The following is a 24,554-nucleotide window of genomic DNA, read 5'->3' as shown; positions in this document are numbered from 1 at the left end:
CGGCGTGCAGAAGCTGCGGCGGTGGATCCTCGAGGACTTCGGGCTGGATGTGGCCGAACTCTCACCGGTGGCGCACGGAGCCGATGTGGCGGCGCAGGTCTGGAAGGCGGTCACCACGACGAACACGTACGCCGTGAAGTGGAGTGGCGCCGGCACGAACACAGGTCACCAGGTGGCGGCATACCTGGCCGATCTCGGTCTCCCCGGGATCCCTGAGCTGATCCGGACCATGGACGGCGGACTCTGGACCTTCCACGGCAAGAAGCGCCTCACCATCACCCCGTGGATCGACGGCGTACGCGCGGCCGAGACAGGCCTGACCACCGAGCAGTGGACCGAGTACGGCGTACTCCTCCGGCGGGTGCACTCCGCGGAACTACCCGAACGGCTGCGGGCAGCGCTCCCCCGGCACAGCCCGATCGACGCCAAGGTCCCGGCGATCGCCGAGAAGCTCCAGACGAGGCTCACGACGCAGGCGCCTGAGGACGAGGTCGAAGAGGAACTGGCGGCGGTCTGGAAGCAGTACGAGGCGACAATCACCCACTTGATGACTGCCCGCCCTCCCGAGCCAGCGGGACCCAGAGTGGTCTGCCACGCCGACCCGCACCTCGGCAACGTCCTCGTCGACGAGCATCTCCACCTCATCGACTGGGACGACGTCGTACTCGCGCCCCGCGAACAAGACCTGATGTTCATGCTCGGCGGCATGGGCGACGTCGGCCCAACCACCCCCGAGCACCTCGCAGCCTTCCTGACCGGCTACGGCGAGCACCCCCTCGACCAGGACGCCATCCGCTATTACCGCCACGTCAGAGCCTTCGAGGACGTAGTCATGTGGTCCCACCAAGCCCTAACCGGCCCAGACCGCGAGTACGCCCTCACCGTCACCAAAGGCATCCTCAGCCACGGCCTAGCCGCCCTGAGCGTCGCTGCCACCTGAACGGCGGCAGCGACGCCAGCCGGCTAGCGGTAGTGCTCAGCCACCCAGTTGGTGACGTTGGTGCCCAGGTGTGTCGCGATCCGGGGCATCCGGCGCCCGACGATCGCACCGGCGACAGCCGCGGCGATCGCAGCCAGCAGCATCAGCCCGATCACCTGCACCAGCGACAGTCCGGACTCGACCACGACCGTCGGCGGAGGCGGAGCGTCGTACACGGCTCTAGGTCCGGAGTCTGGATCCCCTGGTGGGAGCATGGCGTGCGCCGTACCGGACAGTGCGACGACGGTGACCAGCAGCGCGGCCAGTAGACCGGCCAGGCGAGACAGCGGTTTCATGAGGTTCCTCCCCTTCGTGGAACGGCCCTGTGCCGTCCCAGTAGCAACCGTCGCCGCAGTGCACGCCGTACAGCCATACGACGTTCGACGTATTCGCTGACCGCCTGAGCAGGCTTAACCTGTGCTGGGGAGGGTTCGCCATGGTGGAGCAGTTGACTGTCACCGAACGGGACCTGCGCCGGATGCTCGACGTCATCGACCTGGGGAGGCAGGCAGGGCCGGACGAGGTGTTTCCGCGCGAGCTGATGCATGCGCTCGCGGAGCTGATTCCCGCCGACGACGTGACGTTCCAGATCAGCCGCCCGCTGGATCGGGAGTTCGTCGCGGCCGAGGAAGTAACCGAGCAGCCGGTCGATCCCGGCGAGGGCTGGGAAGACGTGTTCTGGCGCTCGTACTGGGATGACGAGGTTTGCAGCCGGCCGCAGCGCACCGGCGACTACGACACGATCTGGAAGGTGTCGGACTACCGGTCCGTCCGCCAGTTGCACGGGTCGCCCATCGGTGAGTGGTTCCGGCTGTTCGGCACCCGCAGCGAGATCATCGTCCCGTTCCCCGTCCGTGGTGCCGAGGACCGTCGGCTGATGCTGTTCCGGGCCACCGGCCGCGACTTCACCGAACGCGAGCGGCTGCTGCTCCGAATGCTCCGGCCGCACTTCATCGAGATCCTCCGCGACCTCGAACGCCGCCGCGCCGGCATCCCGGAGCTGACCAGCCGTCAGCTGGAGCTGCTCCGGCTCGTCGCCGACGGGCACAGCAACACCCAGATCGCGCACCGGCTGTTCGTTGCCGAGGGCACCGTTCGCAAGCACCTGGAGAACATCTACGAACGCCTCGGCGTCACCAGCCGCACCGCCGCCGTCGCAACCGCGTTCTCGCTCACGGCCTAGGCGTGCCGCATCCAGACGTTGGGTTCGCGATAGATGCCGGTGTCCGCGGTGCGGTCGATCTGCAGCAGCGCCAGACCGTCGGGAATGACGTAGGAACCCGAGGCTGGGAAGAGCATGCCGGTCCACTTCTCCCACTCTGCGACCGAGCCTGTCATCGTCTGCGAGACGGGAGCCGGCGCGAGCAGCGTTGCCCCGAGCCGAACGTGCGTACGTAGCCAGGGGTCGAGAGGTAGACCATCAGAACGGGTCCAGCTCATAAACGAACCGATGTCGGTCAGCGGATACCGCGACTTCAAGGTGGGCCGCACCGGCGCGATCATGCGGTCGAGTCCAGCAGCCGCAGCCCGCTCCCGGACAGCCGTGATCACCCGGCCGGCATGGCCCTGCCCTTGCTCATCCGACCGTACGGCGGCCGCCATCAGCACGAACGTGTTCGGTACGACGCCCTCCTCGTACGATGTGACCGCACGACCCAGCGAGCCCGTGAACCCCCCAGGCAGGTCCTCGACCGTCCCGTCCCACGCGATCGGCACACCCCAGCACCCCGCGATCAGCCGCCGTTCCTCCGTGACCAGGTAGAACTCCCAGTCCAGGAAGAACTCCCGTCGGCGATCCCGGAAGACCTTCACCCCGGCGTCGTGAAAGATGAACTCGGGCCACTCCTCGGCAAACCGCTTGCCGGCCTCTTCATCCAACTCGGGCGCCTGGGCAATCGGGATCAGCTCGTACATGCGCCGCACGCTATCCCGCGGCAGTGCCGGCGGCCACCGCGTTTCGGACTGCCCGGGGAGAAGCGCCTAGTTCGCGGCGGCAGGACTTGTTGAAGGCCTGGAGGTCCGGGATGCCGACCGAGGCGGCGACGGCCGGGATCGAGAGGGTCGAGGCGACGAGGAGGTGGCGAGCTCGGTTCAAACGGCGCCGGCGGATGTAAGCGATGACCGTTTGACCTGTCTCGGCGTGGAAGAGCCTGGTCAGGTGGTTGTGGGAAACCCCGGCCATGCGGGCGAGCGCGGGGACCGTGAGCGGCTGAGCGAGGTTGGCCTCCACGTAGGCGATGACCGCCGCCACCGCGGAGTGCTGTGGGGTAGCTTCGGGCGATCTCAACGAGGCGATCCGCCACAAGGCCGTCCACACCTCGGCCGTCACTTGAGCCGACCCCGACGGCGACGCCTCCAGCGCCGACCGCAGCAGGCCCGACAGCACCGGAGCGGCCGCACCAGCATCCTGTACGACGGGAACGTACGACGGCTCGCCGACAACGCGCGGCCGGAAGTGCGCGTACAGGTGCTCAGACCGGCCGCGGTAGTCGAACTCCACCTGCACACCGGCCGGCGTGAGTGACACGTACCCGGGCGCGACCGAGTACGTCGTACCGGCGACGGTGAGGTCGGCGGAGTAGCTGTAGAGGTGCAGCTGCCACAGGTCGGGCAGGCGGAAGACGTCGCGCAGACTCCGCACGCCGTGGATGCCCGCGCCGACGTTGACCACCTCGGGCGGTGATGCCAGGTGCAACGACAGCATGATGAGAAATTACCACTAGTGGTGAACTCTGCCCACGCGAAGGAAGGGCTCAGGAACCTAGCCTGGTCGAGTAGTTACCACTACCCCGAGAGGCAAACCTCATGCCGCACCCGCATCGTAAGAACCTCCTCACCTCGGTTCAGATGGCGCGCTTCGTGGCCACTGGGTCGTTCCGGATGGACGCCGTCGTACCGGACGACATGAACCAGCAGGCGATCGACGTGCTGAAGGCCGGCATCCCCGGCGTCCCGTACGGCACCCCGCTGTCGGAGGCGTTCGTGGACACCGAGTTCGTCCAGCGCCTGGTCGAGCTGCCGGAGGTGGCCGGCGCGATCCACAGCCTGGTCGGGCCGGAGCCGCTGGTCGACCACCACGCCGTACACATCCGCAAGGCCAACGACGGTGAGGCGCAGGACCTGCACGGTGACGCCATCATCGACGTACGCCCGGACGCGTTCGACGTGCAGCTCATGTACTACCCGCAGGACGTGACGCTGGAGATGGGCGGGACGCTCAGCGTGCCCGGCAGCCACCTGCGCAGGACCAACGAGACGGACACCGGCCGGTACCAGAACCTGCTCGGCCAGACCCGGCTGGTCTGCCCGGCCGGCACCGTGGTGTTCCTGCACCACGGCATCTGGCACGGCGGCCGCCGCAACGACAGCGACATCGACCGCTACATGTTCAAGATCCGCTTCAACCCCACCGTTCGCCAGGTCCGGCTGTGGAACCTCGACGACCTGTACGACGAAGAGGTGGCGCGCGAGCTCGACCAGACGTTCCCCTGGTACGAGAACGCCACCGGCCGGCTGGAGAAGTACAACCGGATCAAGCTGTGGCAGGCCCTCACCGGCGACGACACCTACGACCCGGAGTACTGGGTCACCCGCGTGTCCAACCGCCCGCAGCGCGTCGTCGCCCAGCGCAGCCAGAACCCGCATGCCAAGAAGGAGATCGCATGACCGCCACCGCACCCATCGACGCCGGCCAGCAGACCGTCCGCCAGCAGGTGCTGGTGCTCTACCTGGCCTCGTCGGCTCTCGACGCCCGCGTGGTCGGCTGGTCGACGTACGACGGAACCGGCACGACGACGCCGACGACGGGCGACAGCGACGTCCCGCCGTACGCAACCGGACTGGACGCATTGAAGGACGGCTGGCGCCTCTTCCAGGCCGCCCAACTCCTGCCACCCCAGCCGGGCCACGAGTACGACGTCTCGTTCCTCAAGCACGAGTTCTTCTTCGAGAAGCTCGTCACGCTGTAAATAGCTCGGGGCGGCCGGGCACCTGTTGCCCGGCCGCCGCGGTGCTAGACGGGCAGGATGCAGACGGGCTTCGGCCAGGTGATTGGGGTGCCGTCGGGGCTGAGGGTGCCGTCGGTGATGGTGAAGGTGGCGATCGTGTCGGAGCGTTCGTTGGCGGCGTAGAGGCGGGTGCCGTCGTTGCTGAAGGCAAGGTGCCGGGGCCAGTCGCCGCCGGAGCTGATTGTCTGGACGAGGTCGACCGAGAGGCCGTCCGCGGCGACGGCGAGGACCGCGATGGTGTTGTCGCCGCGGTTCGAGCCGTAGAGGTGGCGGCCGTCGTACGAGATGAGGAGCTCGGCGGGGAAGTTCTCGCCGGGTGAGTCCGCCGGCCGGGTCGACACGGTCTGCACGACCTGCAGCTTCCCGTCGGCGTAGCTGCAGACGCTCAGGGTGGAGTCGAGCTCGTTGATCACGTACGCCGCGATCGCCAGCGGGTGGAACACCAGGTGCCGCGGTCCCGCGCCTGGGTGGATGCGGAGCCGGTCGACCTCTTCCAGCCGGCCGTCGTCGGTCAGCGTCGACACGTAGACCGTGTCCGAGCCGAGGTCGACGTCGAACGTGTAGGCGCCACTGTGGTCGAAGACGACCTGGTGGGCGTGCGGACCTTCCTGGCGTTCCTTGTTCGGGCCGGTGCCCTCGCGCTGGAGGATCTGGGTCGCCGTACCGAGCGAACCGTCGTCGCCGATCGGGTGGATCGCGACCGAGCCGGAGCTGTAGTTGGCCGACAGCAGGTACTTGCCGGACGGGTCGATCGCCAGGTGACACGGGTGCGCGCCGTTGGTCGGCTGGTCGTTCAGGAACTCCAGCGCGCCGTCCGCCTGGATCGCGAACGCGCTGACCCGGCCCTCCTCCAGCTCGTTCGTGGCATAGAGGAAACGCCCGTCCGCGGACCTGACCAGGAAGGACGGATCGGCCGACATCACCGCCAGCTCGACCCCCTCCACCGGCCCGAACCCGATCCCGTCCCCGCCACCCGGCTGACTGGTGTAGCTCCCGACATAGATCCGCTCAGAAGTCATGCCTCCTACCCTGCCAGTTCACGGCCCTGGCAGCACCGGCCCGTCCACATAGTCAACGCGAATCAGGTCAGGCGGCGGGCGCGCGCTTCCGCTCGAGGCGTCCCCGGTCCGGCCACTTGACGTCGTACGCCCAGCCAAGCCGTTCGAAGGTCTTGATGTACCAGGCGTTGATGTCGATCTGTCCCTTGAGCACACCGTGGCGTGCGCAGGTTGGGTCGGAGTGATGGAGGTTGTGCCATGACTCGCCTTGACTCAGGATGGCGAGCCACCAGACGTTTCCGGACCGGTCGCGGGCTTCGAAGGGCTTCCGGCCGGTGACATGACAAATGGAGTTGATCGAGAACGTGACGTGATGCATCAGCGCGATCCGGACCAGAGTGCCCCAGAAAAATCCGGTGGCAGCACGGAACCATGACATGTCCCACAGCCCACCGATGACCGCAGGTGCCAGCAGAGTGACCACTGCCAGCCCGCGGAAGTGCCTCGAAATCGAGACCAGGTCGCGGTCCTTCAGGAGGTCCGGCGCGTAGTGCTTCGGATCAGCGCGATCCTCGCCCCAGAGCACCCACCCGACATGGGCGAAGATGAAGCCCTTCGTCACCGCCCAAGCGTTGGTGCCGTAGCGCCAGGGCGAGTGCGGGTCGCCGTCGCGGTCGGAGAACTTGTGGTGTTTGCGGTGGTCGGCGACCCAGCGGATGACCGGTCCTTCCAGCGCCAGGCTGCCGGCGATGGCGAGTGCGATCTTGAGGCCACGCTTGCTCTTGAAGGAGCCGTGGGTGAAGCACCGGTGGTAGCCGACGCCGATGCCGGTCGCGGTGATCGCGTAGAACACCACCAGCAGCACGATGTCGTGCCAGCCGATCCAGCCGCCCCAGGCGAAGAAGATCCCCGGCAGGAGCGCGAGAGTCGGTACGACGATGAACACCCAGATCAGCCCACGCTCGAGCCTGCCGCCAACCGGCTGGAATTCGCCCGGAGGCGCTGTGTCGGATTGTGGTGTTGTCGCCATCGTCCACTCCTAGATGTTGGCCCCCCTCGGACCGACACCCGGCACCGTACCCAGCAGGTTCCCCAATCCACGGCCAACTACTCACAGCACCCAGCCAGCGCGAGACGAGTTCGGTCAACTACCCTCGGCGAGTGGACATTGAGGCGTTTCTGCGGCGGATCGGGGTCGGCGAGTACGACGGACCGCCTCGGCTGGAGGGGTTGTCGCAGCTGCATGCGGCGTACGTCGACACCGTGCCGTACGAGACGGTTCAGTACCAGTTCGGGCAAGGCGGGCCGCTCGAGCCGGAGGCGGCGGCGAAGCGGATCATCGCGCGGGAGGCCGGTGGTTACTGCTTCCAGCTCAACGGCAGCTTCGCGCTGCTCCTCACCGAGCTTGGCTACCACGTGAAGATGCACCGAGGCGGCGTACAGACCCCAAACCACCCGGGCGACGTCGACGCCAGTCACATGGTGCTCACCGTCAGCGGCCTGGTCGAGGATCCGGAGCGCGAGTGGCTGGTCGACGTAGGTCTCGGCGACGGTCTGGTGACGCCGATGCCGTTGGAGCCTGGCAGTGCGCACCAGGAGCCGTTCGACCTGCGCTTGCGGCCCTCCGAGAAGGTGGATGGCTGGCGCGTGGACTTCGATCCGCGCAGCTCCCTGGTCGGCATGGACTTCGAGTCCGCACCTGTCGGACTGGATGCCTTCGCGGCGCAGCACGCCCGACTGTCGGTCGATCCCGGCCTGCCCTTCGTCGGCTTGGCCTGCGCGTTCCGCCGGAAGGCGGCGAGTGTCGTCGTACTGCGTTCTGTCGGTCTGATGGAGACCTTCGCCGACCGGGTCGACAACAGCATCATCGAAACCCCGGCCGACTACTTCGCGACCTTGGCCGACGTCTTCCAGCTACCGCTCGCGCACCTGGACGCCACCCACCGCGACCAACTCTGGCGCCGCGTGTGGTCGCAGTACGAGGCCTTCCTTGCCCGGCAGTCAGCCTTTACCGCTGCTCAGGACGATGACGGCAGTGGTGCCGGCGGCCCCCTTCAGGGAAAGGCTGTAGGTCGTACCGTCTGAGCCGCCCCAACCGGTGCCTCCGGAGCCGCTGACGCCGACCTTGAAGCCGTCGGCGCCGCGCTCGGCGAGCTGAACGTACCCGTCCGCAACGGTCGCGTCGACCTGCTTCCCGCCGATGGTGAGCGTCGCCGACTTCTCGATCAGGACCTCGCAGTTGCCGTCGTCGCAGGCCGCATAGTTCTTCCCGTCCGCCGCTGTGAGGGACGGAGTCTCGGACGACGAGTCACCTCCGGCAGGTGTGTCCGTGCCGGACGAGCACGCACGGAGGGCAAGCACCAGCGTCAACCCAAGAAGTCCGCGTTTGATCACCCGTCAGACGCTAGACCGCCGCCGTCAACACGCCCGGCAACTGGCCCGAAGATGTCAGGTGGCGAGGGCGAACATCGTGCTGGGAAGGACCGAGAGTACGGCGGCTGTCGCGGCGCAGAGCGAGATCATCGCGACGGCCGGCGACTCGATGTCGACCGAGAACGGGTCGTCGGCGGGGAGGCGGAAGAGTTCGGCGACCCAGCGGAGGTAGACCGCGAGGCCGATCATCACGTTCACCGCCATCACGATCGCGAGCCAGCCGAGATGCGCGTCGATGACGGCCTGGAACGCGGCGAACTTGGTGAACAACCCGGCCAGCCCAGGCGGGAGACCGGCCAGCACGACGAGGAAGAAGATCAACGCGGCCGCCAGCCCGGGCTCGGACCGGACCATCCCGCGGTAGTCCGTCAGCAACCCAGCCGGCCGATGCCGCTGCACCACCGCGACCGAGCCGAAGGCGCCGAGCGTCACCACGACGTACGCCGCCAGATACCCCACCACGGCCTGTGCATCGCCAACAGCCAGCGGCGCCAGCAGGAACCCAACCTGACCGATCGACGACCATGCCAGCAGCCGCACGGCCTCCTGCTGCCGCAGCGCGGCCAGGTTGCCGACCGTCATTGTCACTGCCGCGAGTACGGCGACCACCGTCCGCAGCTCTGACCCGTCAGCAGCAACGCCCGCCGTCACCAGCACGAGCAGACCGGCGACACCGGCTGACTTCGACACCACCGCGAGGAACGCCGTTACCTCGACCGGCGCACCGACGTACGTGTCCGGGAGCCAGGCGTGGAACGGGACCGCCGCGATCTTGAACGCGAACCCGACGATCACGAACAAGCCGGCCGCGAACGCGACCCGGCGCAGGTCGGGATCGATCCCCGGCAGCCGGTTCGCGATCGTCGACAGGTACAGCGAGCCGGTCACGCCGTACAGGTAGGAAATGCCGAACAGCATCACCGCGGTCGACAGGACGGACACCAGGAACGCCTTCAGCGCGCCCTCGGAGCCGCGGCGGTCCCGGCGCAGGGCGACCATCGCGAAGCTCGGCAGCGACACGACCTCGAGCCCGATCACCATCGTCGCGAGATCCCGCGCTCCGGCGAGCACGGTCGCGCCGACCAGCGCGCTGAGCAGCAGGAAGTGGTACTCGCCGATCGGCACGTCGGCCGCCAGCAGCCGGTATGCCGACAGTCCGACGACTCCGAGGCCGCCGATGAGCAGCACCGCCCACAACCCAGCCGTCAACGGCTCGAACACCAGACTGCACTCAGCCGGCCCCTCAACCGCCGGCCGGCAAAAGGCAGGCTTGAAGCCACCCCGCTGCGCCCAAACGAACACCAGCCCGAACAGGATCGCCGCACTGGTCAGCAGCGTCACGACAGCATGCCGCAGCTCCCGCGACCCGCTCTTCCAGAAGCCGTCCACAAGCAGCACGACGACAGCCCCCACCGCCAGCACCAACGGTACGGCGATCGCCTGCCAGTCCGTCCAGGTCAGCGTCATAAGTTGCCCCACTGGTGCAGTAGGAGCCCGGGCCAGACGCCGAGCAGGACGGTGAGGGCGATCAAAGGGGCCCAGGTGGCTAGTTCGATGCGGCTCAGGTCGACGGCGAAGGCCGCGGGTAGGTGGTCGGCCGGGTCACCTTGGCAGAGGTTCCGGACCAGGCGGAGGAAGTACGCCGCGGTGAGGACGGTGCCGAGTCCGGCGAGGACCATGAAGACCAGATAGGTTGCCCGCGGCAATGCATCGGCAGGGTTGTAGGCGCCGAGCAGGACCAGCATCTCCCCCCAGAACCCGGCCAGCCCCGGTAACCCGAGCGACGCCAGGGAGGCAAACGTCAGCAGCGCGGCGATGCGTGGCAACCGCGCGTACAGGGCCCGGCCGATCTCGCGCAGGTCGCTGGTGTCGTGCCGGTCCTTGATCGCTCCGGCCAAGAAGAACAGCAGGCCGGTGATGATCCCGTGCGCGATGTTCGCGAACAGCGCGCCGCGCAGTCCGGCCGGCGACAGCGTCGCGATGCCGAGTCCGATGAACCCCATGTGACCGACGCTCGAGTACGCGATCAGCCGCTTCACATCCGTCTGCGCAAGACACGCCAGCGACCCAGCGATGATCGCGACGGTCGAGAAGCCGGCCAGGTACGGCGCGATCGTCACGGTCGCGTCCGGGAGCACCGGGACCAGGATCCGGATCAGGCCGTAGGTACCGAGCTTCAGCAGAACGCCGGCCAGCAGAACCGAGCCGACGGTCGGTGCCTTCGCATGCGCATCCGGCAACCAGATGTGCAGCGGCCAGAGCGGAACCTTCACCGCCATGCCGACCGCGATCAGGATCGCCGCGGCCAACGCGACGCCGTGTCCGCCGAGCACCGGCGAGTTGGTCAGCTGAACGATGTCGAAAGTGCCGGCCTTGCGATGCACCAACAGGAAGCCCAGCAGCATCAACGCTGAGCCGAGCACCGTCATCAGTACGAACGTCGTCGCAGCACGCCGGCGCCCGGCCGGGTCGTGGTCGTCACCCCAGATGTCGATGACCAGCCACATCGGGATCAGCACGATCTCGAAGCAGACGAAGAACAGCACCAGGTCCATCGCCGAGAACGTGCCGATCACGCCGGCCTCGATCACCAGCAGCAACGCGATCAGCGACCGGGTCCGGCCGATCCGCGGCGTGATCCTCACCGAGTACAGGCAGCACAGGAACACCAGCAGCGCGGTCAGCACGATCAGCGGCATCGAGATCGAATCCACCGCCACGTGGAACCGCACGTCGAGCGAAGGAATCCACGGTACGTCGGTGACGGCCCGCAGCGGACGGTCCTGCAACGTGGTGTACGACGCCCAAGCCCCGCGCGGCCAGAGCAGTAGCGACCCGATCAGGACGACGCCGGACACCACCGAGCCGTAGAGCGCCGCAAGCCGATCGGCGATCGCCACCGGCACCGCCCACAGCGCGGCCGCCGCAAGAATGGGCAGCGCAAGAATCCCCAGCAAGATCGCATTCACGAGCTGATCACCCCAGCCACCACCGCGAGCGCGACCACGCCCACCACCGCCGCCGTCAGGTAGGTCTGCACGTTCCCGGTCTGCAGTCGCCGGAAGCCTTGTGACGCAAGCGTCCCCGCCCGTCCCGCGGCGCGCACGTACGCACCGATCACGTCCTGATCCCCACCGACCGCCAGCCGCGCGAACCACCGCACCGGTACGACGAACAGGCCGTGGTAGGCAGTGTCGACGCCGAACTCACGCTCCAGCACGACCGGCCGTGGATCCGCGCCCCGCGACCACAACGAGTACGCCGGAAGCGCACCGAGCAACGCGAGTACGGTCGTCACCAGCGCGAGGACCCAGTTGAGCTGGACGCCATCGGCGTACCCGAGACCGATCGACGCGACCGCGAGCAGGACGAGCGGCGCCAGCATGATCCAGGGCGCGTCGCGGAGCTTGGACGTGTCGGGCTCCTCGAGGTCGGCCATCGGGTCGTCGTCCTCGAAGGCACCGAGCGCGCCCGCGAGGGCAGGCGACCGGAAGAAGACCCACAGCCACAACCGCATGCAGTAGAACGCGGTCAGCACCACGGTCACACACACCGACACCAGCACGATCCATCCAACGACCGAACCGTCCCGCGCGTGATGCCAGGCCGCCTCGACCACGGTGTCCTTGGAGAAGAACCCCGCGAACCCCGGTACGCCGGCCAGCGCGGCCAGCCCGACTGTCATCGTCGCGAAGGTGACAGGCAACGCCTTCCGCAACCGCCCGCGTCGCGTGTATCGCCGCAGTACGACGAACGCCGCGCTCCCGACCTGATGGAGCAGAACACCAGCGCAGAGGAACAGCAGTCCCTTGAAGGCAGCGTGCGTGACGAGGTGGAAAAGCGCGGCGTGCCGGCCATCCGCCGTACCCAAGGAGAGGCCGGAGAACATGATCGCCAGCTGGCTGACGGTTGACCACGCCAGGACTCGCTTCACCTCGACCGCGGCCATCGCACACAGCGCGGAGAACAGCATGGTCACCGACGCGACGATGGCCAGCACCGTCATGATGGTGTCGGAGGCGGAGAAAACGTCGTACAGGCGGGCGATTAGGAAGACGCCGGCGGCAACCATGGTCGCCGCGTGGATGAGCGCGCTGACCGGGCTCGGGCCGGGCATCGCGTCCGGAAGCCAGGTCTGCAAGGGCACCTGAGCCGACTTACCGACCACGCCGACCAGGAGCAGCAGCGTCCCGGTGGTCAGGACGCCTGGCGAGATCTGCGCCGGGTCGAGCTCGGAGATGCGGAAGGTGCCCGCGCCGACGCCGAGCACGAAGATGCCGAACAGGAAGCCGACATCCGCGAGCCGGGTCATCAGGAACGCCTTGACCGCGCCGGACCGGGCGTCGCGACGCTCCCAGTAGTGACCGATCAGCAGATACGAGCAGGCGCCCATCACCTCCCAGCCGATCAGCAACAGAAACAGGCTGTCCGCGATCACGACCGTCACCATCGCGGCAGTGAAGAGCGTGACGAGAGCGTGGTACGACGCCGGGCGTTGGTGCAGGTAGCCGAGGGAGTAGACCTGGACGCAGGTCGCGATCACGCCGACCACCGCGAGCAGCAGGACGGTCAGGTCGTCGGTGCGGACGCCGAAGCCGATCGTGAGGTCGCCGACCGGCGAGTTCATGAACGAGGTCTGCGCCGGGTCCGTGCCGTACAGCAGGCCCGCGGTAAGGACGACGAGCAGGGAGAAGCCGACACCGGTCACCCGCCAGGCGGTCGCGATCACGTCGCCGCCCCCTTCTCCTGCTGGACCGCGTCGACCTCGACCAGGTCGCGGGCCGAGTCGGCGTCGACATGACCGTGGCCGCGGAAGAGCAGCAGCACGATCGCGAGGCCGAGCCCGATCTCGGCCGCTGCCAAGGTGATCACGAAGACCGCCAGCGTCTGGCCGGTGGCGAGGCCGTCGAGCCGCCAGGCGTCGAAGGCGACGAGGTTGAGGTTCACCGCGTTCAGCATCAGCTCGAAGGACATCAGCATCGTGATCGCGTTGCGGCGCGCGAGGACGCCGTACACGCCGATGCAGAACAGCACGACGGCCAGCAGCAGTGGCACGATCAGCGGCATGTCAGTCCTCCTTCTCCGAGGACGACAGCTTGTCAGAGCGCTCCGACAATTTCCTTTGAGACAAGGCGATTGCGCCGATCAGGGCCGCCAGCAGGAGCACCGAGAGGACTTCGAACGGCAGCACCCAGACCTTGAAGATCTCCGTGCCGACGTCGGTTGCGGAGCCATGTGTGACCGGCTTGACCTTCTCGTTGCCGAAGGCAAGCACCACCCCGGCGCCGAGGATCAGCGCGAGTACGGCGGCGACCACAGCGGCGAACGGACTTCGGCCAGTGGTCAATCCAGGCAGCGGATTCATCGGGGCCTTCGTCAGCATCAGTGCGAAAAGCACCAGTACGACGATCGCGCCGACGTACACCAGGATCTGGACCAGCGCGACGAACTCGGCGTGCAGCGCGCCGAAGCAGCCGGCGACGGCGCCGAGGGCAACGACCAGCCAGAGCGCCGCGTGCACGATCCGGCGGGAGGTGACGACGAGGACGGAGGCGAGCACCGCCACCGCACCGGCGACGGAGAAGAGAGCTGTTGTCACGCCTCGTCCTCCGAAGCCGTGACGGCTGGGCCGGGATCGATCGGTTGCGGCGCCGGGACCGTCCACATCCAGTCGCGGAGGCGGTCCTTCTCGTGGGTGAGGTTGCGGATGTCGGTCTCGGCGTACTCGAACTCCGGCGACCAGAACAGCGCGTCGAACGGGCAGGCCTCGATGCAGATCCCGCAGTACATGCACAGGCTGAAGTCGATCGCGAACCGGTCCAGCACGTTCCGGCTGCGCTCGCGGGCCTGCTCACCGACCGACGGCGCGGTCTCGGTGTGCGAGTCGATGTAGATGCACCAGCTCGGGCACTCCCGGGCGCACAGCATGCAGGAGGTGCAGTTCTCCTCCAGCAGCGCGATCACGCCCCGGCTCCGCGGCGGCAGCTCCGGCTGGACATCGGGGTACTGTTCGGTGACGGACCGGCGGGCCAGTGTCTTCGCGGTGACCTTCAGCCCCTCGATCAACCCCTTGCCAGGTACGCCCACGCCCTCCTCCTCCGTCAATAGACCCCTGCTACCAGGACACTAGTCGCTCCCGGCCCATTCCGGAGCAGACGCGTCGATCAGACGCTGCGGATGGTGACGCCGGCAGCGTTGGCTGCCAGGGCGGTGATATCGACCGTGTCGCCCGTGATGACGACACCTTCGGGTTCGGCAGCCGCAACCACGATGGCGTCGACGGCCGACCCGCGTCCAGCCCCTGTGCGCAGCTTCGCCGCGCGACGCGCTTGCGGCTCACTCGGGCTCGCAGTGATATCGCAGACTTTCAGGAACCTGTTCGTCTTCGCATCCTTCTCGGGGTGGCCGGTGAGGCACTCCACGAGGACAGCCGACGGTACGACAGGTGGCCACAGATCTTCGATGGTGAGGATCGCGATGAGGGCCTTCGCCCGACCCGAGCCCTCTGCGAAGTAGCTGACCGCACCGCTGTCCAGGACAGCCTCGCGCATCGCTCAGCTCGCCTTCCGGGTGTGATGGTCCTGTGGCTTTTGATCGTGCTCTTCTGCAGGGGGGCGCAGTTGAGCCTTGATCCCGGCAACGAAGTCCTCGGCCCACGCGAGATCCTCCGGCGACGGCTCTCCGGTCTCGGCGATCAGCTCGGCAAGGTATTCGTTAGCTGCATCGATCAGCTCCTGCCTGCGGATCTCGGCGCGGACCGCCGCCTGAAGAAGTTCCGAGGCGCGCAGTTTGCGGCTCTTGACCTCGGCGTACAGGTCGTCGGGGAGGTAGATCTGCATCCGGGGCATGCGCCTAACTATACACACATCCCCAGATGCTTTCAGAGTTCGCGTTCGAGGCGGGCGGCGACCTGGCGGTAGCGGCTGACCGGGATGAGGTGGACGCCGTCGAAGGCGCCGGAGTCGCGGATCCTCAGGATGAGGTCGCAGGCGTGGTCGACGCCGGCGTCTCGGTCTTGGTCGACGGCCTCGATGAGCGCCGAAGGGATGTTGAGCTGGGGCAGGGCGGCCAGGTTGTGGGCCATCTTCGAGCTCGCGAGCACCATCACACCGGCGTACACCGGAATGTCGAGGGTGACGGAGTCGCGCCAGCGGAGGAGTTCGTCGAGGTCGTAGCTGACCTGCACATACAGGAAGTCGGCCTCGGCCTTCCACCGCGGCACCGGCCGCAGTCGCGTGGCCGCGCCGACCTGGAACGGGTTGCAGCCCGGGTACGACGTCGCGCGCGCCTGCTCGATCATCGTGCGAACCGTGAGCTGGCTCGTCCGCGCGCCCTCGGCCGGATCGTCGCCGTGCACGAACAGGAACTGTTCGACGCCGTACGCCGCCGCCGTGAGCAGGTCGCGCTTGAAGCCGAGCAGGTTGCGGTCCCGCGAGTTCAGGCAGGCGATGCCGCGCGAGCCCATCGCCTGGACCTCGTTCGCCACCGCCACACTCGACACGGTCGCCCGCCCGATGTGGTTGTCCGGGATCAGGAACGCGTCCGCGATCGGGCTCATCACCCCGATCTGGTGCCGCACCTTCTTCAGTTCCGGCCGCGTCGGCGGCTCCACTTCACACACCAGCTCGAACATGCCCCGACCCTACTGATTCCGGCGCCGCGCCGATCCGGTTTTCCACATGCTGTCGGCCCACCTACCGTCAGAGCATGGGGAACTCTCGACCGCTGGCGGGTGCCTTCATCGGCGCTGTCGTGATGGTTCTCGCCAACGTCGCGTTCGCCTGGTTCGCGACCGGTCCCGAGCACACCGAGTGGACCGAGCCGGCGATCTTCATGGCCCCTTTCGCCGCCATCTTCGGCGCCTTGGCCGGTGCGATCGTCGCCGCCCTCACCCGTCCGCCGGCCGGTCCCCACGATCGCGACCGGGGCCGAGAGCGGCGAGGCGGCCTTCGAGGAACTCTCGCTCGGCGGCGTTCGCGGTGAGGGTCCAAGCAGTGTTATAGGCGGCCCGCGCTTCGTCGAACCGATCGAGCCGCGTCAGCAGGTCGGCGCGGATCGCGTGGAAGAGGTAGTAGGAGCCGAGATCGAGGTCGTCGATCAACTCCAACGCGGCAGCCGGGCCTTCTACTTCGGCGAGCGCGACGGCTCTGTTCAGCGCGACAACGGGAGTCGGCTCGAGGCTGAGCAGGTGGTCGTAGAGCCGCAGGATCTGTCTCCAGTCAGTCCCTGCGGCATCCGTGTGTACGGCGTTGATCGCGGCCTGGAGCTGGTACGGACCAGGCTGGTTGCGGCGGAGGCAACGTCGTACCAGGTCGTGGCCTTCTTCAATCAATGCGCGATCCCACAGTGATCGGTCCTGGTCGGCCAGCCGGACCAGGGAACCGGCTGAATCCATCCGCGCCGGCCGGCGGGACTGCTGGAGAAGCATCAGGGCGAGGAGGCCGGCGGCTTCGGGTTCGTCGGGCATCAGCTCGACCAGCAGCCGGCCGAGGCGGATCGCCTCGACGCACAGGTCGTCGCGCACCAGGGTTTCACCGGACGAGGCGGCGTACCCCTCGTTGAAGATGAGGTAGACGACGGCCAGTACGCCGCGGACGCGCTCGGGCAGGTCGGCCTCGTACGGGACGCGGTACGGGATCCCGGCCGCGCGGATCTTCGCCTTGGCACGGACAAGCCGCTGGGCCATCGTCGGCTCGGGGACGAGGAAGGCGTGCGCGATCTCGGCGGTGGTGAGACCGCCGAGCATCCTCAATGTCAGGGCGACGCGCACGTTCAGCGCCAGCGCGGGGTGGCAGCAGGTGAAGATCAGCCGGAGGCGGTCGTCCTGCACGACGCCCTCCTCCACTGGTTCGTCCTGCGCGTGCAGCAGCGCGGCCTGCGCGTGCTTGTCCTCGCGCTTTTCCTCGCGCCGCAATCGGTCGATGGCACGGTTGCGGGCGGTCGTGATGATCCACCCGGCCGGACTCGGCGGCACCCCTGAACCCGGCCACTTCTCCACCGCCGCCGCAAACGCGTCCTGTACGGCGTCCTCCGCGATCTCCAGGTCCCCGAACACCCGCGCCAGTACGGCGACCGCCCGCCCATGCTCAGCCCGGAAGACCGCGGCGATGTCAGCTGTCACGACACGAACGGGCGGACCTCGACCGACAGGTTCTTGAGCACCAGGGCCAGCCGGCGAGCCCAGCTCAAGGCCGCGTCGAGGTCCTCCACCTCGATGACAGTGAAGCCGCCCAGGTGCTCCTTGCCCTCGGTGAACGGGCCGTCGGTGACGAGCACCTCGCCACCTGTTGCCTTCAGCACCGTCGCGGTCTCCGGCGGGTGCAGTCCAGCGGCGAACACCCAGACCCCGGCCGCCTGCATCTCCTCGTTCAGCGCATTCAGCTCCCGCATGATCGGCTCCAGAAACTCCGCGTCGGGCACCGGCCCGTCAGGCTGGTAGATGCTGAGCAGGTACTGATTCATCACGACCTCCAGGTGAGTGCTGTCACCTCCTACACGATCGCACCCACCCCGGATCGACACCTTCAGGCGTTGTCGAGCCGCTCCATCACCTCGGCGTCCAGCTACAGCGGACTCGAAGTCAAGGGGAGGGAGACGGTGATGTGCAGGCCGCCGCCTTCGCGGGGTGTGGCGGTGACCGTGCCATTGTGGGCTTCGGCGACCGAGCGGACGATCGACAGGCCGAGGCCGGCGCCCTTGCCGCCGACGAGGCGTTCGGCGCCCAGGCGGTAGAAGGGCTTGAAGAGGGATTCGACTTCGTACGGCGGGATGTCCGGGCCGGTGTTCGTTACGACGACCTCCGCGCGATCTCCCACCGTCTTGCTCACCACCCGCACCCACCCTTTGGCGACGTTGTGCCGGATTCCGTTGTCCACCAGGTTGTGGACCAGGCGTTCCAGTAGTAGGGCGTCACCCTGGGTCGGGGCCTCGCCTGGGCCGCGGATGACCTCGACGCCGGCGCTCGCGGCCTCACCCGAGAGTTGCGCGGCGACGTGGTCGACGACGTCGCCGAGGTTTACCGGGTAAACCGTTGTGAGTTGTTTCTCCGAGTCGGCCAGGATCAGCAGGCCGTCGATCAGCTGCTCGTGCCGGGCGTTGATCGTGAGCAGGCTCTCGCCCAGCTCCTTCACGTCGTTGGAGGCAGTACGGCGATGCATCGCCACCTCGACCAGCGCACGGCCGAGCGTGAGCGGCGTACGCAACTCGTGGGAGGCGTTGGCAACGAACCGGCGCTGACCGTCGAACGAGTGATCCAACCGCTCGACCATGGTGTCGAAGGCGTCGGCCAGGTTCTTCACCTCGTCCTCAGGGCCGCGCAGAGCGATCCGCTCGTGCAGCGCCGCTGGAGACGCAGCAATACGGCGTGCTGTATCGGTGACTCGGTGCAGAGGCGCCAGCACCCGTCCGGCGACCAGCCAGCCGAAGCCGGCCGCCAGCCCGCCAACCACCAGCAACGCGATGCTGCCCTGCGTGAGCAGCGACTTGATGGCGGCCTGCCGGACCTGCTCCCGCTGCTCCTGGATGACTCGCTCGGCGTCCGCACCGGTCAGAGTGTCGCCGTCCTTGTTCAATACGAACAACTGGTTCGGCACCTTCGGCGCCGGTGTGGTCGCGCCCGGCGTACTCGGTGGGTTGAGGTAGGTGCCCTGCACCAGCACCCGGTAGCCACCGGTGAGGTTCTGGCTGAACAGCACGTAGGTGACACCAAGCAGCAGCACCCCCGCAAGCATGAACAGACCGCCGTAGATCAGCGTCAGCCGTCCTCGCAGAGTCAGCCGCCTCATGGGATGCGGTAGCCGACGCCGGTGACGGTCTCGACCAGCCCTGGCTCTCCCAGCTTCCGGCGTAGCTTCAGGATGGTCAGCCGGACCGCCCCGGTGAACGGATCCACGTGCTCGTCCCATGCCTTCTCCAGCAGTTGTTCGGCCGACACCGTCGCGCCGTCGGCCCGCAGTAGCTCGGCCAGTACGGCGAACTCCTTCTTCGACAGCGGCACGTACCGACCGTCGCGAAATACCTCATGCCGGGCCGGGTCCAGCGTGACCCCCGCACGACGCAGTACAGGCGGATCAGCGGGCCGGCTCCGGCGTCCGAGCGCCAGTACGCGCGCAGCCAGCTCGGCAAAGGCGAAGGGCTTGGTCAGGTAGTCGTCAGCGCCCAAGCCAAGTCCCTCCACTCGGTCGGTGACTGCAGCCGCGGCAGTCAGCATCAGCACGCGAGTAGTCGACCCGGACTCCACCAGCCGCCTGCACACCTCGTCACCGTGTACGACGGGGATGTCGCGGTCCAGCACCAGTACGTCGTACTCGTTGACTGTCAGCCGTTCCAGCGCGGCGCCGCCGTCACCGGCGACGTCCACGGCGTGAGAGTCGTCGCGCAACCACTCCGCGATCGCTGCCGCCAGCAACGGTTCGTCTTCGACCACAAGCACCCGCACGCACCCCATGATCCCCGACGCCGATGTTTCCTCCGTGTTATCGCGGCTGGAAACGGTGTGGAAACGGGCCCTGGCCAAGGCTTGCCATCTGTTCCGACCAAAGGAGACAAGCGATGCGCAAGACCACTCTGGCCGCGGCGATGCTGGCGACCGCCGTACTACTGCTCACCGGCTGCGGCTCGGCGGACCCGGGAACCCAGGTCGCCTCGGGCACCGACGGCGTACAGAGCACCACGCCGACCAGTGCGACGCCGAGCCTCAGCAGGGACGAGATGGCGATCAAGTTCACCCAGTGCCTGCGCGAGCAGGGCCTGAATGTGCCGGACCCCGAGCCGGGCAAGGGCCCGATGCTCAGGTTCGACAAGGGCTCGGGCGTGACCCCGGAGAAGGTGGAGGCGGCGATGGAGGCCTGCCGCGAGTACAACCCGCAGGCAGAGGGCAGCCCGGACCCGCAGCAGGAGGAGAACGGGCGCAAGTACGCCGAGTGCATGCGCAAGAACGGCGTGGAGAAGTTCCCCGACCCGAAGCCGGGTCAGCGCGGCATCATGATCGGCCCGGAGGTCGGTGACGACCCCGACTTCCAGACAGCGCAGCAAGCCTGCCAGTCCATCCTGGCGGGTAAGTGATGCGCAAAGCACTGACCGCGGTGGTCGTCCTGGCCGCCGGAGGGGCAGCGAGCGCCTTCCTGGTGAACCGGAGCGACACCAGCCAGGCAGCAGACCAGACTGCGGCCGCACTACCCGTCAACACGGCCAAGGTCGCCAAGCAGACCCTGAGGGACACCGAGACCGCAGACGGCGAACTCGGCTTCGGTACGACGTCCACAGCGGTCAACCGCACCGCCGGGACCATCACCGGCCTCCCCGACAGCGGACAGGAACTCGGGCGAGGCCAAACCCTCTACAGCGTCGACAACAAGCCCACAACGCTCCTGTACGGCGCTCTGCCGGCGTACAGGCGGCTTGCGGTCGGCAGTGAAGGGCAGGACGTCAAGCAACTCGAGCAGAACCTCAAAGCCCTGGGCTACACCGGCTTCACCGTCGACGACGAGTACACCGACGCCACAGCCGAGGCGGTCGAGGAGTGGCAGGAGGACCGCGGCCTGGACGAGACAGGCGTCGTCGAGCTCGGCAGCGTCCTCTTCGCCTCCGGCCGTATCCGGGTGGACAGCGTGGCGGCGCAGGAGGGCGCGCCGATCGGCCCGAACCAGAACGTCCTCACCTACACCGGCACGAAGAAGGCCGTCACGGTCCAGCTCGACGCGACGGACCAGCGGCTGGCGAAGCTGAACGCGAAGGTGGAGGTCACCCTGCCGGACGGCGCGACGGTGGCCGGCCGGGTCGAGAAGGTGTCGACGGTGATCATTCCGGCCGAGAGCCCGGAAAAGGACCCGGAGACGAAAGTCAAGGTGATCGTTGCCATCGACAACCAGAAGGCGGTCGCCTCCTGGGCGCTGGCGGCGGTCGACGTCACGTTCACCGCGTCCGAGCGGAAGAACGTGCTGACCGTGCCGGTCTCCGCGCTGGTCGCCTTGCGGGAGGGTGGATTCGGCGTCGAAGTTACCGACGGTAAGTCCTCGCACTACGTGCCGGTCAAGACCGGGCTGTTCGCCAGCGGTCAGGTCGAGATCAGCGGTACCGGTATCAAGGCCGGCACCGCAGTGGGGATCCCCAAGTGATCGAGCTGAGCGAGGTGACCAAGGTGTATCCGGGCGGCGTGACGGCGCTCGGCGGAGTCAGCCTGCGGATCGACCGCGGCGAGCTGGTCGCGATCGTCGGGCCGTCCGGCTCGGGCAAATCGACCATGCTCAACGTCCTCGGAACACTCGACCGACCGACCGCGGGCACGGTCCGGATCGACCGGTACGACGTCGCGCGGCTATCCGACGCAGGGCTGTCCGCGATGCGCGCCAGCCGGATCGGGTTCGTGTTCCAGCAGTTCCATCTGGCGTCCGGCGTACGGGCGCTGGACAACGTGGCGGACGGGCTCCTCTACTCCGGGCTCCGGTTGGGGCAGCGGCGCAAGCGGGCCGCGGCCGCGTTGGAGCGGGTCGGGCTCGGGCACCGGATGGACCACGAACCGCATGAGCTCTCCGGCGGTGAGCGCCAGCGGGTCGCGGTCGCCCGTGCTGTCGCGGGCGAGCCCGCCGTACTGCTGGCCGACGAACCGACCGGGGCGCTCGACTCCGCGTCGGGCGCGGGAGTGATGCAGTTGCTGCGCGACCTGCATTCGGCCGGTACGACGGTGGTCGTCATCACGCACGACCGAGACATCGCCGCGTCGCTCCCCCGCCAGGTCCGGATGCGCGACGGCCGGATCGTCGAGGAGGTGCGCGCATGAACCGGCCGGTGCAGCTGAGTCGCGGCCGGGCGGCCGCCGAGTTGAAACCAGCCCGGCTCTGGCCGCGGGACGTCGTACGAGTGGGTGCAGTTGGATTGCGGACCCGGCCGATGCGGGCCTTCCTGTCCGCACTCGGGATCGCGACCGGCATCGCCGCGATGGTCGCGGTCGTCGGCATCTCGTCGTCGTCCCGCGCCGAACTGGACGGCCAACTCGATGCCCTAGGCACCAATCTGTTGACCGTTGCCCCAGGCACCCGGCTCACCGGCGAGCAGGCCCAGCTGCCCCTCACCGCGGAGGCAATGGTCGGCCGGATCGGTCCGGTACGCGCGCAATCCGCGGTCGGCCGGGTGGACGACGCCCAGGTCTACCGCACCAACAAGATCCCGGTCGTCGAGACCAACGGGATCAGCGCGTACGCCGCCCGGCCCAACCTGCTCGACACCGTCGGCGCGACGGTCCGCAGCGGCAAGTGGCTCGACGCGGCGACCGGTCGCTATCCGGCGACCGTGCTCGGTGCGAGTGCGGCCGAACGACTCGGGATCACCAAGGCGAGCCCGGATGCGCAGGTGCTGATCGGGAACAAGTGGTTCACGGTCCTCGGCATCCTCGAGCCGGCCGCGCTGGCGCCCGAGCTGGACAGCGCCGCACTGATGGGCTGGCCGGCCGCCGAAACCACCTTGGATTTCGACAACCATCCGACCACCATCTACACCAGGTCGGACGACGCACAGGTGGAGGCGGTCCGATCGGTGCTCGGGGCAACCGCCAACCCGGAGGCGCCGAACGAGGTCGAGGTATCGCGGCCGTCCGACGCGCTCGCCGCCAAGCAGGCAGCGGGTGAGGCGTTCACCGGGTTGCTACTCGGGCTGGGTGCGGTGGCGCTGCTGGTCGGCGGGGTCGGCGTCGCCAACATCATGGTGATCTCGGTCCTCGAACGGCGGGCGGAGATCGGGTTGCGCCGCTCGCTCGGAGCTACTCGCGGTCAGATCCGAACCCAGTTCCTGACCGAGTCGTTGCTGTTGTCGGCGCTCGGCGGCGTCGGCGGCGCGGTCCTCGGATCCGCCGTCACCGCAGCCTATGCGTCGTACCAGGGCTGGCTGCTGGTGATCCCGGTCTGGGCGCTGGCCGGCGGCGTCGTGGCCACGCTGATCATCGGCGGCCTCGCCGGCCTCTACCCGGCCATCCGCGCCTCCCGCCTCTCCCCCACGGAGGCTCTCGCAACTCCATAGCCCACCCGCCCCCCGCGTCATTTGATGGGTTCACCCGCCAAATTGCGGGTTCCCCCACGGTATTTCGTGGGCGAACCCACAAGGTGGTGGGTGAACCCACCAAACGCGGGAGGGCAGTGGGCGAGCACACTGCCAGGCACAAGTGCTGCCGGGCGTGTCCTGAACCGGCTAGAAGATCGTGACCCCGATGCCGGTGAGGGCTAGTTGGAGGAGTGCGACCGGGACCAGGCCTTGCCAGGCGAGCTTTTGCAGCTGGTCGGCGCGCATGCGCGGGAACGAGACCCGCACCCAGATCACCACGACCGACACCAGCGCTACCTTCAGGATCGACCAGATCCAGCCGATCGAGTCCGGCCCCGGACCGCTCCAGCCGCCGAGGAACAGCACCGTCGTCAGTCCCGCGAGTACGACGATTCCGGCGTACTCGGCGAGCAGGAACATCGCGAACCGGAGGCCGGTGTACTCGGTGTACGGGCCGAAGATGACCTCGGAGTCCGCGACCGGCATGTCGAACGGCGGCCGCTGGAGCTCGGCCAGCCCGGCGATGAAGAACACGCTCAGGCCGGGCAGCTGCCAGAGCAGCCACCAGGGGTTCCAGGCTTCGGCGATTCCGCTCAGGCTCAGCGAGCCCGCCGCGACCGCGACGCTCGCGGCGGAAAGCACGAACGGCAGCTCGTAGCTCATCAGCTGCGCCGCGACCCGGAGCCCGCCGAGCAGGCTGTACTTGTTGCCGCTCCCCCAGCCCGCCATCAGCGAACCGAGCACGCCGACGCTCATCACCGCGAGTACGAAGAACAGGCCGGAGTCGAGGTCCGCGCCGACGATGCCGGGCGCCAGCGGGATCGCGGCCATCGCGGCCAGGTACGGCAGGATCGCGACGATCGGCGCCCACTCGAACACCCGCCGATCCGCGGCCGCCGGGACCACGCTCTCCTTCTGCACGAACTTGACCCCGTCGGCGACCAACTGCGCCCAGCCGTGGAACGCACCGGCGTACATCGGGCCGAGCCGTGACTGCATGTGCGCCATCACCTTGTGCTCGGCTTGACCGACCAGCAAGGGCGCCACCAGGAAGGCGACCACGACGCCCACCACCCGCACCACGAACTCCAGCATGATCGTCACCCT

General features: G+C 68.0%; 28 protein-coding genes and 1 pseudogene. 9 read left to right on the top strand and 20 right to left on the bottom strand.

Annotation, left to right across the window (positions count from 1 at the left end; translation table 11 throughout):
* Positions 1–4: 4 nt before the first annotated feature.
* The gene (locus tag EV646_RS11385; protein ID WP_158290943.1) at positions 5–940 is read left to right on the top strand and encodes a phosphotransferase enzyme family protein; all 936 of its coding nucleotides are present in this window, start codon (positions 5–7) and stop codon (positions 938–940) included.
* Positions 941–963: 23 nt separating this feature from the next.
* Here the strand turns inward: EV646_RS11385 and EV646_RS11380 are convergent, their stop codons facing one another.
* Positions 964–1,275 (bottom strand): hypothetical protein, encoded by a 312-nt coding sequence (locus EV646_RS11380; protein ID WP_132147264.1) that lies wholly within the window; start codon positions 1,273–1,275, stop codon positions 964–966.
* Positions 1,276–1,415: 140 nt separating this feature from the next.
* Between EV646_RS11380 and EV646_RS39995 the strand changes: the two genes are divergently transcribed.
* Positions 1,416–2,162, top strand: a complete 747-nt coding sequence (locus tag EV646_RS39995; RefSeq protein WP_241995758.1) for a helix-turn-helix transcriptional regulator — start codon at positions 1,416–1,418, stop codon at positions 2,160–2,162.
* Here EV646_RS39995 and EV646_RS11370 read toward each other — a convergent pair.
* Both EV646_RS11370 and EV646_RS11365 read right to left on the bottom strand, forming a co-directional pair.
* Entirely contained in the window at positions 2,159–2,893 is a 735-nt protein-coding gene (locus EV646_RS11370) for a hypothetical protein (RefSeq protein WP_132147261.1), read from the bottom strand. The genes EV646_RS39995 and EV646_RS11370 overlap by 4 nt on opposite strands.
* 10 nt (positions 2,894–2,903) lie before the next feature.
* A complete protein-coding gene (locus EV646_RS11365) occupies positions 2,904–3,683 on the bottom strand; it encodes a helix-turn-helix domain-containing protein (protein WP_132147258.1) in 780 nt (259 codons plus the stop codon).
* Positions 3,684–3,826: 143 nt separating this feature from the next.
* Here EV646_RS11365 and EV646_RS11360 point away from each other — a divergent pair, with 143 nt between their 5' ends.
* On the top strand, positions 3,827–4,645 hold the full coding sequence (locus EV646_RS11360) for a phytanoyl-CoA dioxygenase family protein (RefSeq protein WP_241995756.1): 819 nt from the start codon (positions 3,827–3,829) through the stop codon (positions 4,643–4,645).
* Entirely contained in the window at positions 4,642–4,947 is a 306-nt protein-coding gene (locus EV646_RS11355) for a hypothetical protein (protein ID WP_132147253.1), read from the top strand. The genes EV646_RS11360 and EV646_RS11355 overlap by 4 nt, the downstream gene beginning before the upstream one ends.
* A gap of 44 nt (positions 4,948–4,991) precedes the next feature.
* Here the strand turns inward: EV646_RS11355 and EV646_RS11350 are convergent, their stop codons facing one another.
* The gene (locus tag EV646_RS11350; protein ID WP_132147250.1) at positions 4,992–6,005 is read right to left on the bottom strand and encodes a lactonase family protein; all 1,014 of its coding nucleotides are present in this window, start codon (positions 6,003–6,005) and stop codon (positions 4,992–4,994) included.
* A gap of 67 nt (positions 6,006–6,072) precedes the next feature.
* Entirely contained in the window at positions 6,073–7,014 is a 942-nt protein-coding gene (locus EV646_RS11345; protein ID WP_132147247.1) for an acyl-CoA desaturase, read from the bottom strand.
* A 131-nt stretch (positions 7,015–7,145) separates the two neighbouring features.
* Here EV646_RS11345 and EV646_RS11340 point away from each other — a divergent pair, with 131 nt between their 5' ends.
* A complete protein-coding gene (locus EV646_RS11340; RefSeq protein WP_158290942.1) occupies positions 7,146–8,069 on the top strand; it encodes an arylamine N-acetyltransferase family protein in 924 nt (307 codons plus the stop codon).
* On the opposite strand, the gene EV646_RS11335 is transcribed toward EV646_RS11340, so the two are convergent.
* The 14 genes and pseudogenes from EV646_RS11335 to EV646_RS11270 all read right to left on the bottom strand — a co-directional run bounded on the left by EV646_RS11335 (position 7,986) and on the right by EV646_RS11270 (position 19,854).
* Positions 7,986–8,378, bottom strand: a complete 393-nt coding sequence (locus tag EV646_RS11335; protein WP_132147241.1) for a hypothetical protein — start codon at positions 8,376–8,378, stop codon at positions 7,986–7,988. The two genes, EV646_RS11340 and EV646_RS11335, sit on opposite strands and share 84 nt — an antisense overlap.
* Positions 8,379–8,432: 54 nt before the next feature.
* Positions 8,433–9,884, bottom strand: coding sequence for an NADH-quinone oxidoreductase subunit N (locus tag EV646_RS11330; protein WP_132147239.1), 1,452 nt, complete (start codon positions 9,882–9,884; stop codon positions 8,433–8,435).
* Entirely contained in the window at positions 9,881–11,386 is a 1,506-nt protein-coding gene (locus EV646_RS11325; RefSeq protein ID WP_132147236.1) for a complex I subunit 4 family protein, read from the bottom strand. Before EV646_RS11325 ends, EV646_RS11330 begins: the two co-directional genes overlap by 4 nt.
* Positions 11,383–13,146, bottom strand: a complete 1,764-nt coding sequence (locus tag EV646_RS11320) for an NADH-quinone oxidoreductase subunit 5 family protein (RefSeq protein ID WP_132147233.1) — start codon at positions 13,144–13,146, stop codon at positions 11,383–11,385. Before EV646_RS11320 ends, EV646_RS11325 begins: the two co-directional genes overlap by 4 nt.
* Positions 13,143–13,484 carry an NADH-quinone oxidoreductase subunit NuoK gene (gene nuoK / locus EV646_RS11315; RefSeq protein ID WP_132147230.1) on the bottom strand — a complete coding sequence of 114 codons (342 nt, stop codon included), beginning with the start codon at positions 13,482–13,484 and terminating at the stop codon, positions 13,143–13,145. The genes EV646_RS11320 and nuoK overlap by 4 nt, the downstream gene beginning before the upstream one ends.
* A 1-nt stretch (position 13,485) precedes the next feature.
* Complete coding sequence (locus tag EV646_RS11310; RefSeq protein ID WP_132147227.1) at positions 13,486–14,016, bottom strand: NADH-quinone oxidoreductase subunit J family protein; 531 nt, start codon at positions 14,014–14,016, stop codon at positions 13,486–13,488.
* A gap of 137 nt (positions 14,017–14,153) precedes the next feature.
* A pseudogene (locus tag EV646_RS39990) lies at positions 14,154–14,381 on the bottom strand (4Fe-4S binding protein); the annotation flags it as partial.
* A gap of 200 nt (positions 14,382–14,581) precedes the next feature.
* Complete coding sequence (locus EV646_RS11300) at positions 14,582–14,968, bottom strand: PIN domain-containing protein (protein WP_132147221.1); 387 nt, start codon at positions 14,966–14,968, stop codon at positions 14,582–14,584.
* 3 nt (positions 14,969–14,971) lie between these two features.
* Entirely contained in the window at positions 14,972–15,265 is a 294-nt protein-coding gene (locus tag EV646_RS11295; protein ID WP_132147218.1) for a hypothetical protein, read from the bottom strand.
* Positions 15,266–15,297: 32 nt separating this feature from the next.
* Positions 15,298–16,050, bottom strand: a complete 753-nt coding sequence (locus tag EV646_RS11290) for a methylenetetrahydrofolate reductase (protein WP_132147215.1) — start codon at positions 16,048–16,050, stop codon at positions 15,298–15,300.
* Between the two features lie 255 nt (positions 16,051–16,305).
* Positions 16,306–17,538 (bottom strand): RNA polymerase sigma factor, encoded by a 1,233-nt coding sequence (locus EV646_RS11285; protein ID WP_132147212.1) that lies wholly within the window; start codon positions 17,536–17,538, stop codon positions 16,306–16,308.
* Positions 17,535–17,879, bottom strand: a complete 345-nt coding sequence (locus tag EV646_RS11280) for a YciI family protein (protein ID WP_132147209.1) — start codon at positions 17,877–17,879, stop codon at positions 17,535–17,537. Before EV646_RS11280 ends, EV646_RS11285 begins: the two co-directional genes overlap by 4 nt.
* A 101-nt stretch (positions 17,880–17,980) precedes the next feature.
* On the bottom strand, positions 17,981–19,201 hold the full coding sequence (locus EV646_RS11275; RefSeq protein WP_132147206.1) for a sensor histidine kinase: 1,221 nt from the start codon (positions 19,199–19,201) through the stop codon (positions 17,981–17,983).
* Entirely contained in the window at positions 19,198–19,854 is a 657-nt protein-coding gene (locus EV646_RS11270; protein WP_132147203.1) for a response regulator, read from the bottom strand. The genes EV646_RS11275 and EV646_RS11270 overlap by 4 nt, the downstream gene beginning before the upstream one ends.
* 113 nt (positions 19,855–19,967) lie before the next feature.
* On the opposite strand from EV646_RS11270, the gene EV646_RS11265 reads away from it, so the two are divergent.
* Genes EV646_RS11265 through EV646_RS11250 form a run of 4 tightly spaced genes read left to right on the top strand, consistent with a single transcriptional unit; the run spans position 19,968 to position 23,426 of the window.
* Positions 19,968–20,480 carry a DUF3558 domain-containing protein gene (locus tag EV646_RS11265; RefSeq protein WP_132147200.1) on the top strand — a complete coding sequence of 171 codons (513 nt, stop codon included), beginning with the start codon at positions 19,968–19,970 and terminating at the stop codon, positions 20,478–20,480.
* Complete coding sequence (locus EV646_RS11260) at positions 20,480–21,532, top strand: peptidoglycan-binding protein (protein ID WP_132147197.1); 1,053 nt, start codon at positions 20,480–20,482, stop codon at positions 21,530–21,532. The genes EV646_RS11265 and EV646_RS11260 overlap by 1 nt, the downstream gene beginning before the upstream one ends.
* Positions 21,529–22,194 (top strand): ABC transporter ATP-binding protein, encoded by a 666-nt coding sequence (locus EV646_RS11255; RefSeq protein WP_132147194.1) that lies wholly within the window; start codon positions 21,529–21,531, stop codon positions 22,192–22,194. Before EV646_RS11260 ends, EV646_RS11255 begins: the two co-directional genes overlap by 4 nt.
* Positions 22,191–23,426 carry an ABC transporter permease gene (locus EV646_RS11250; protein ID WP_132147191.1) on the top strand — a complete coding sequence of 412 codons (1,236 nt, stop codon included), beginning with the start codon at positions 22,191–22,193 and terminating at the stop codon, positions 23,424–23,426. Before EV646_RS11255 ends, EV646_RS11250 begins: the two co-directional genes overlap by 4 nt.
* Before the next feature lie 168 nt (positions 23,427–23,594).
* Here EV646_RS11250 and EV646_RS11245 read toward each other — a convergent pair whose 3' ends face one another.
* Entirely contained in the window at positions 23,595–24,542 is a 948-nt protein-coding gene (locus EV646_RS11245; RefSeq protein WP_241995755.1) for a complex I subunit 1/NuoH family protein, read from the bottom strand.
* Positions 24,543–24,554: the final 12 nt, after the last annotated feature.

Source organism: Kribbella antiqua (assembly GCF_004345665.1).
Taxonomy (GTDB): Bacteria; Actinomycetota; Actinomycetes; order Propionibacteriales; family Kribbellaceae; genus Kribbella; species Kribbella antiqua.
Note: the sequence above shows the minus strand (reverse complement) of the source record. Positions and strands in the feature narration are given on the sequence as shown.

What these genes read in the sequence shown, in the direction of transcription:
- EV646_RS11300 (WP_132147221.1), bottom strand. Translation starts at nt 14,968, where the DNA reads ATGCGCGAGGCTGTCCTGGACAGCGGTGCGGTCAGCTACTTCGCAGAG.
- EV646_RS11370 (WP_132147261.1), bottom strand. Translation starts at nt 2,893, where the DNA reads ATGTACGAGCTGATCCCGATTGCCCAGGCGCCCGAGTTGGATGAAGAG.
- EV646_RS11280 (WP_132147209.1), bottom strand. Translation starts at nt 17,879, where the DNA reads ATGAATCAGTACCTGCTCAGCATCTACCAGCCTGACGGGCCGGTGCCC.
- EV646_RS11245 (WP_241995755.1), bottom strand. Translation starts at nt 24,542, where the DNA reads ATGCTGGAGTTCGTGGTGCGGGTGGTGGGCGTCGTGGTCGCCTTCCTG.
- EV646_RS11350 (WP_132147250.1), bottom strand. Translation starts at nt 6,005, where the DNA reads ATGACTTCTGAGCGGATCTATGTCGGGAGCTACACCAGTCAGCCGGGT.
- EV646_RS11330 (WP_132147239.1), bottom strand. Translation starts at nt 9,884, where the DNA reads ATGACGCTGACCTGGACGGACTGGCAGGCGATCGCCGTACCGTTGGTG.
- nuoK (WP_132147230.1), bottom strand. Translation starts at nt 13,484, where the DNA reads ATGCCGCTGATCGTGCCACTGCTGCTGGCCGTCGTGCTGTTCTGCATC.
- EV646_RS11365 (WP_132147258.1), bottom strand. Translation starts at nt 3,683, where the DNA reads ATGCTGTCGTTGCACCTGGCATCACCGCCCGAGGTGGTCAACGTCGGC.
- EV646_RS11360 (WP_241995756.1), top strand. Translation starts at nt 3,827, where the DNA reads ATGGCGCGCTTCGTGGCCACTGGGTCGTTCCGGATGGACGCCGTCGTA.
- EV646_RS11380 (WP_132147264.1), bottom strand. Translation starts at nt 1,275, where the DNA reads ATGAAACCGCTGTCTCGCCTGGCCGGTCTACTGGCCGCGCTGCTGGTC.
- EV646_RS11275 (WP_132147206.1), bottom strand. Translation starts at nt 19,201, where the DNA reads ATGAGGCGGCTGACTCTGCGAGGACGGCTGACGCTGATCTACGGCGGT.
- EV646_RS11345 (WP_132147247.1), bottom strand. Translation starts at nt 7,014, where the DNA reads ATGGCGACAACACCACAATCCGACACAGCGCCTCCGGGCGAATTCCAG.
- EV646_RS11355 (WP_132147253.1), top strand. Translation starts at nt 4,642, where the DNA reads ATGACCGCCACCGCACCCATCGACGCCGGCCAGCAGACCGTCCGCCAG.
- EV646_RS11250 (WP_132147191.1), top strand. Translation starts at nt 22,191, where the DNA reads ATGAACCGGCCGGTGCAGCTGAGTCGCGGCCGGGCGGCCGCCGAGTTG.
- EV646_RS11290 (WP_132147215.1), bottom strand. Translation starts at nt 16,050, where the DNA reads ATGTTCGAGCTGGTGTGTGAAGTGGAGCCGCCGACGCGGCCGGAACTG.
- EV646_RS39995 (WP_241995758.1), top strand. Translation starts at nt 1,416, where the DNA reads ATGGTGGAGCAGTTGACTGTCACCGAACGGGACCTGCGCCGGATGCTC.
- EV646_RS11260 (WP_132147197.1), top strand. Translation starts at nt 20,480, where the DNA reads ATGCGCAAAGCACTGACCGCGGTGGTCGTCCTGGCCGCCGGAGGGGCA.
- EV646_RS11295 (WP_132147218.1), bottom strand. Translation starts at nt 15,265, where the DNA reads ATGCCCCGGATGCAGATCTACCTCCCCGACGACCTGTACGCCGAGGTC.
- EV646_RS11265 (WP_132147200.1), top strand. Translation starts at nt 19,968, where the DNA reads ATGCGCAAGACCACTCTGGCCGCGGCGATGCTGGCGACCGCCGTACTA.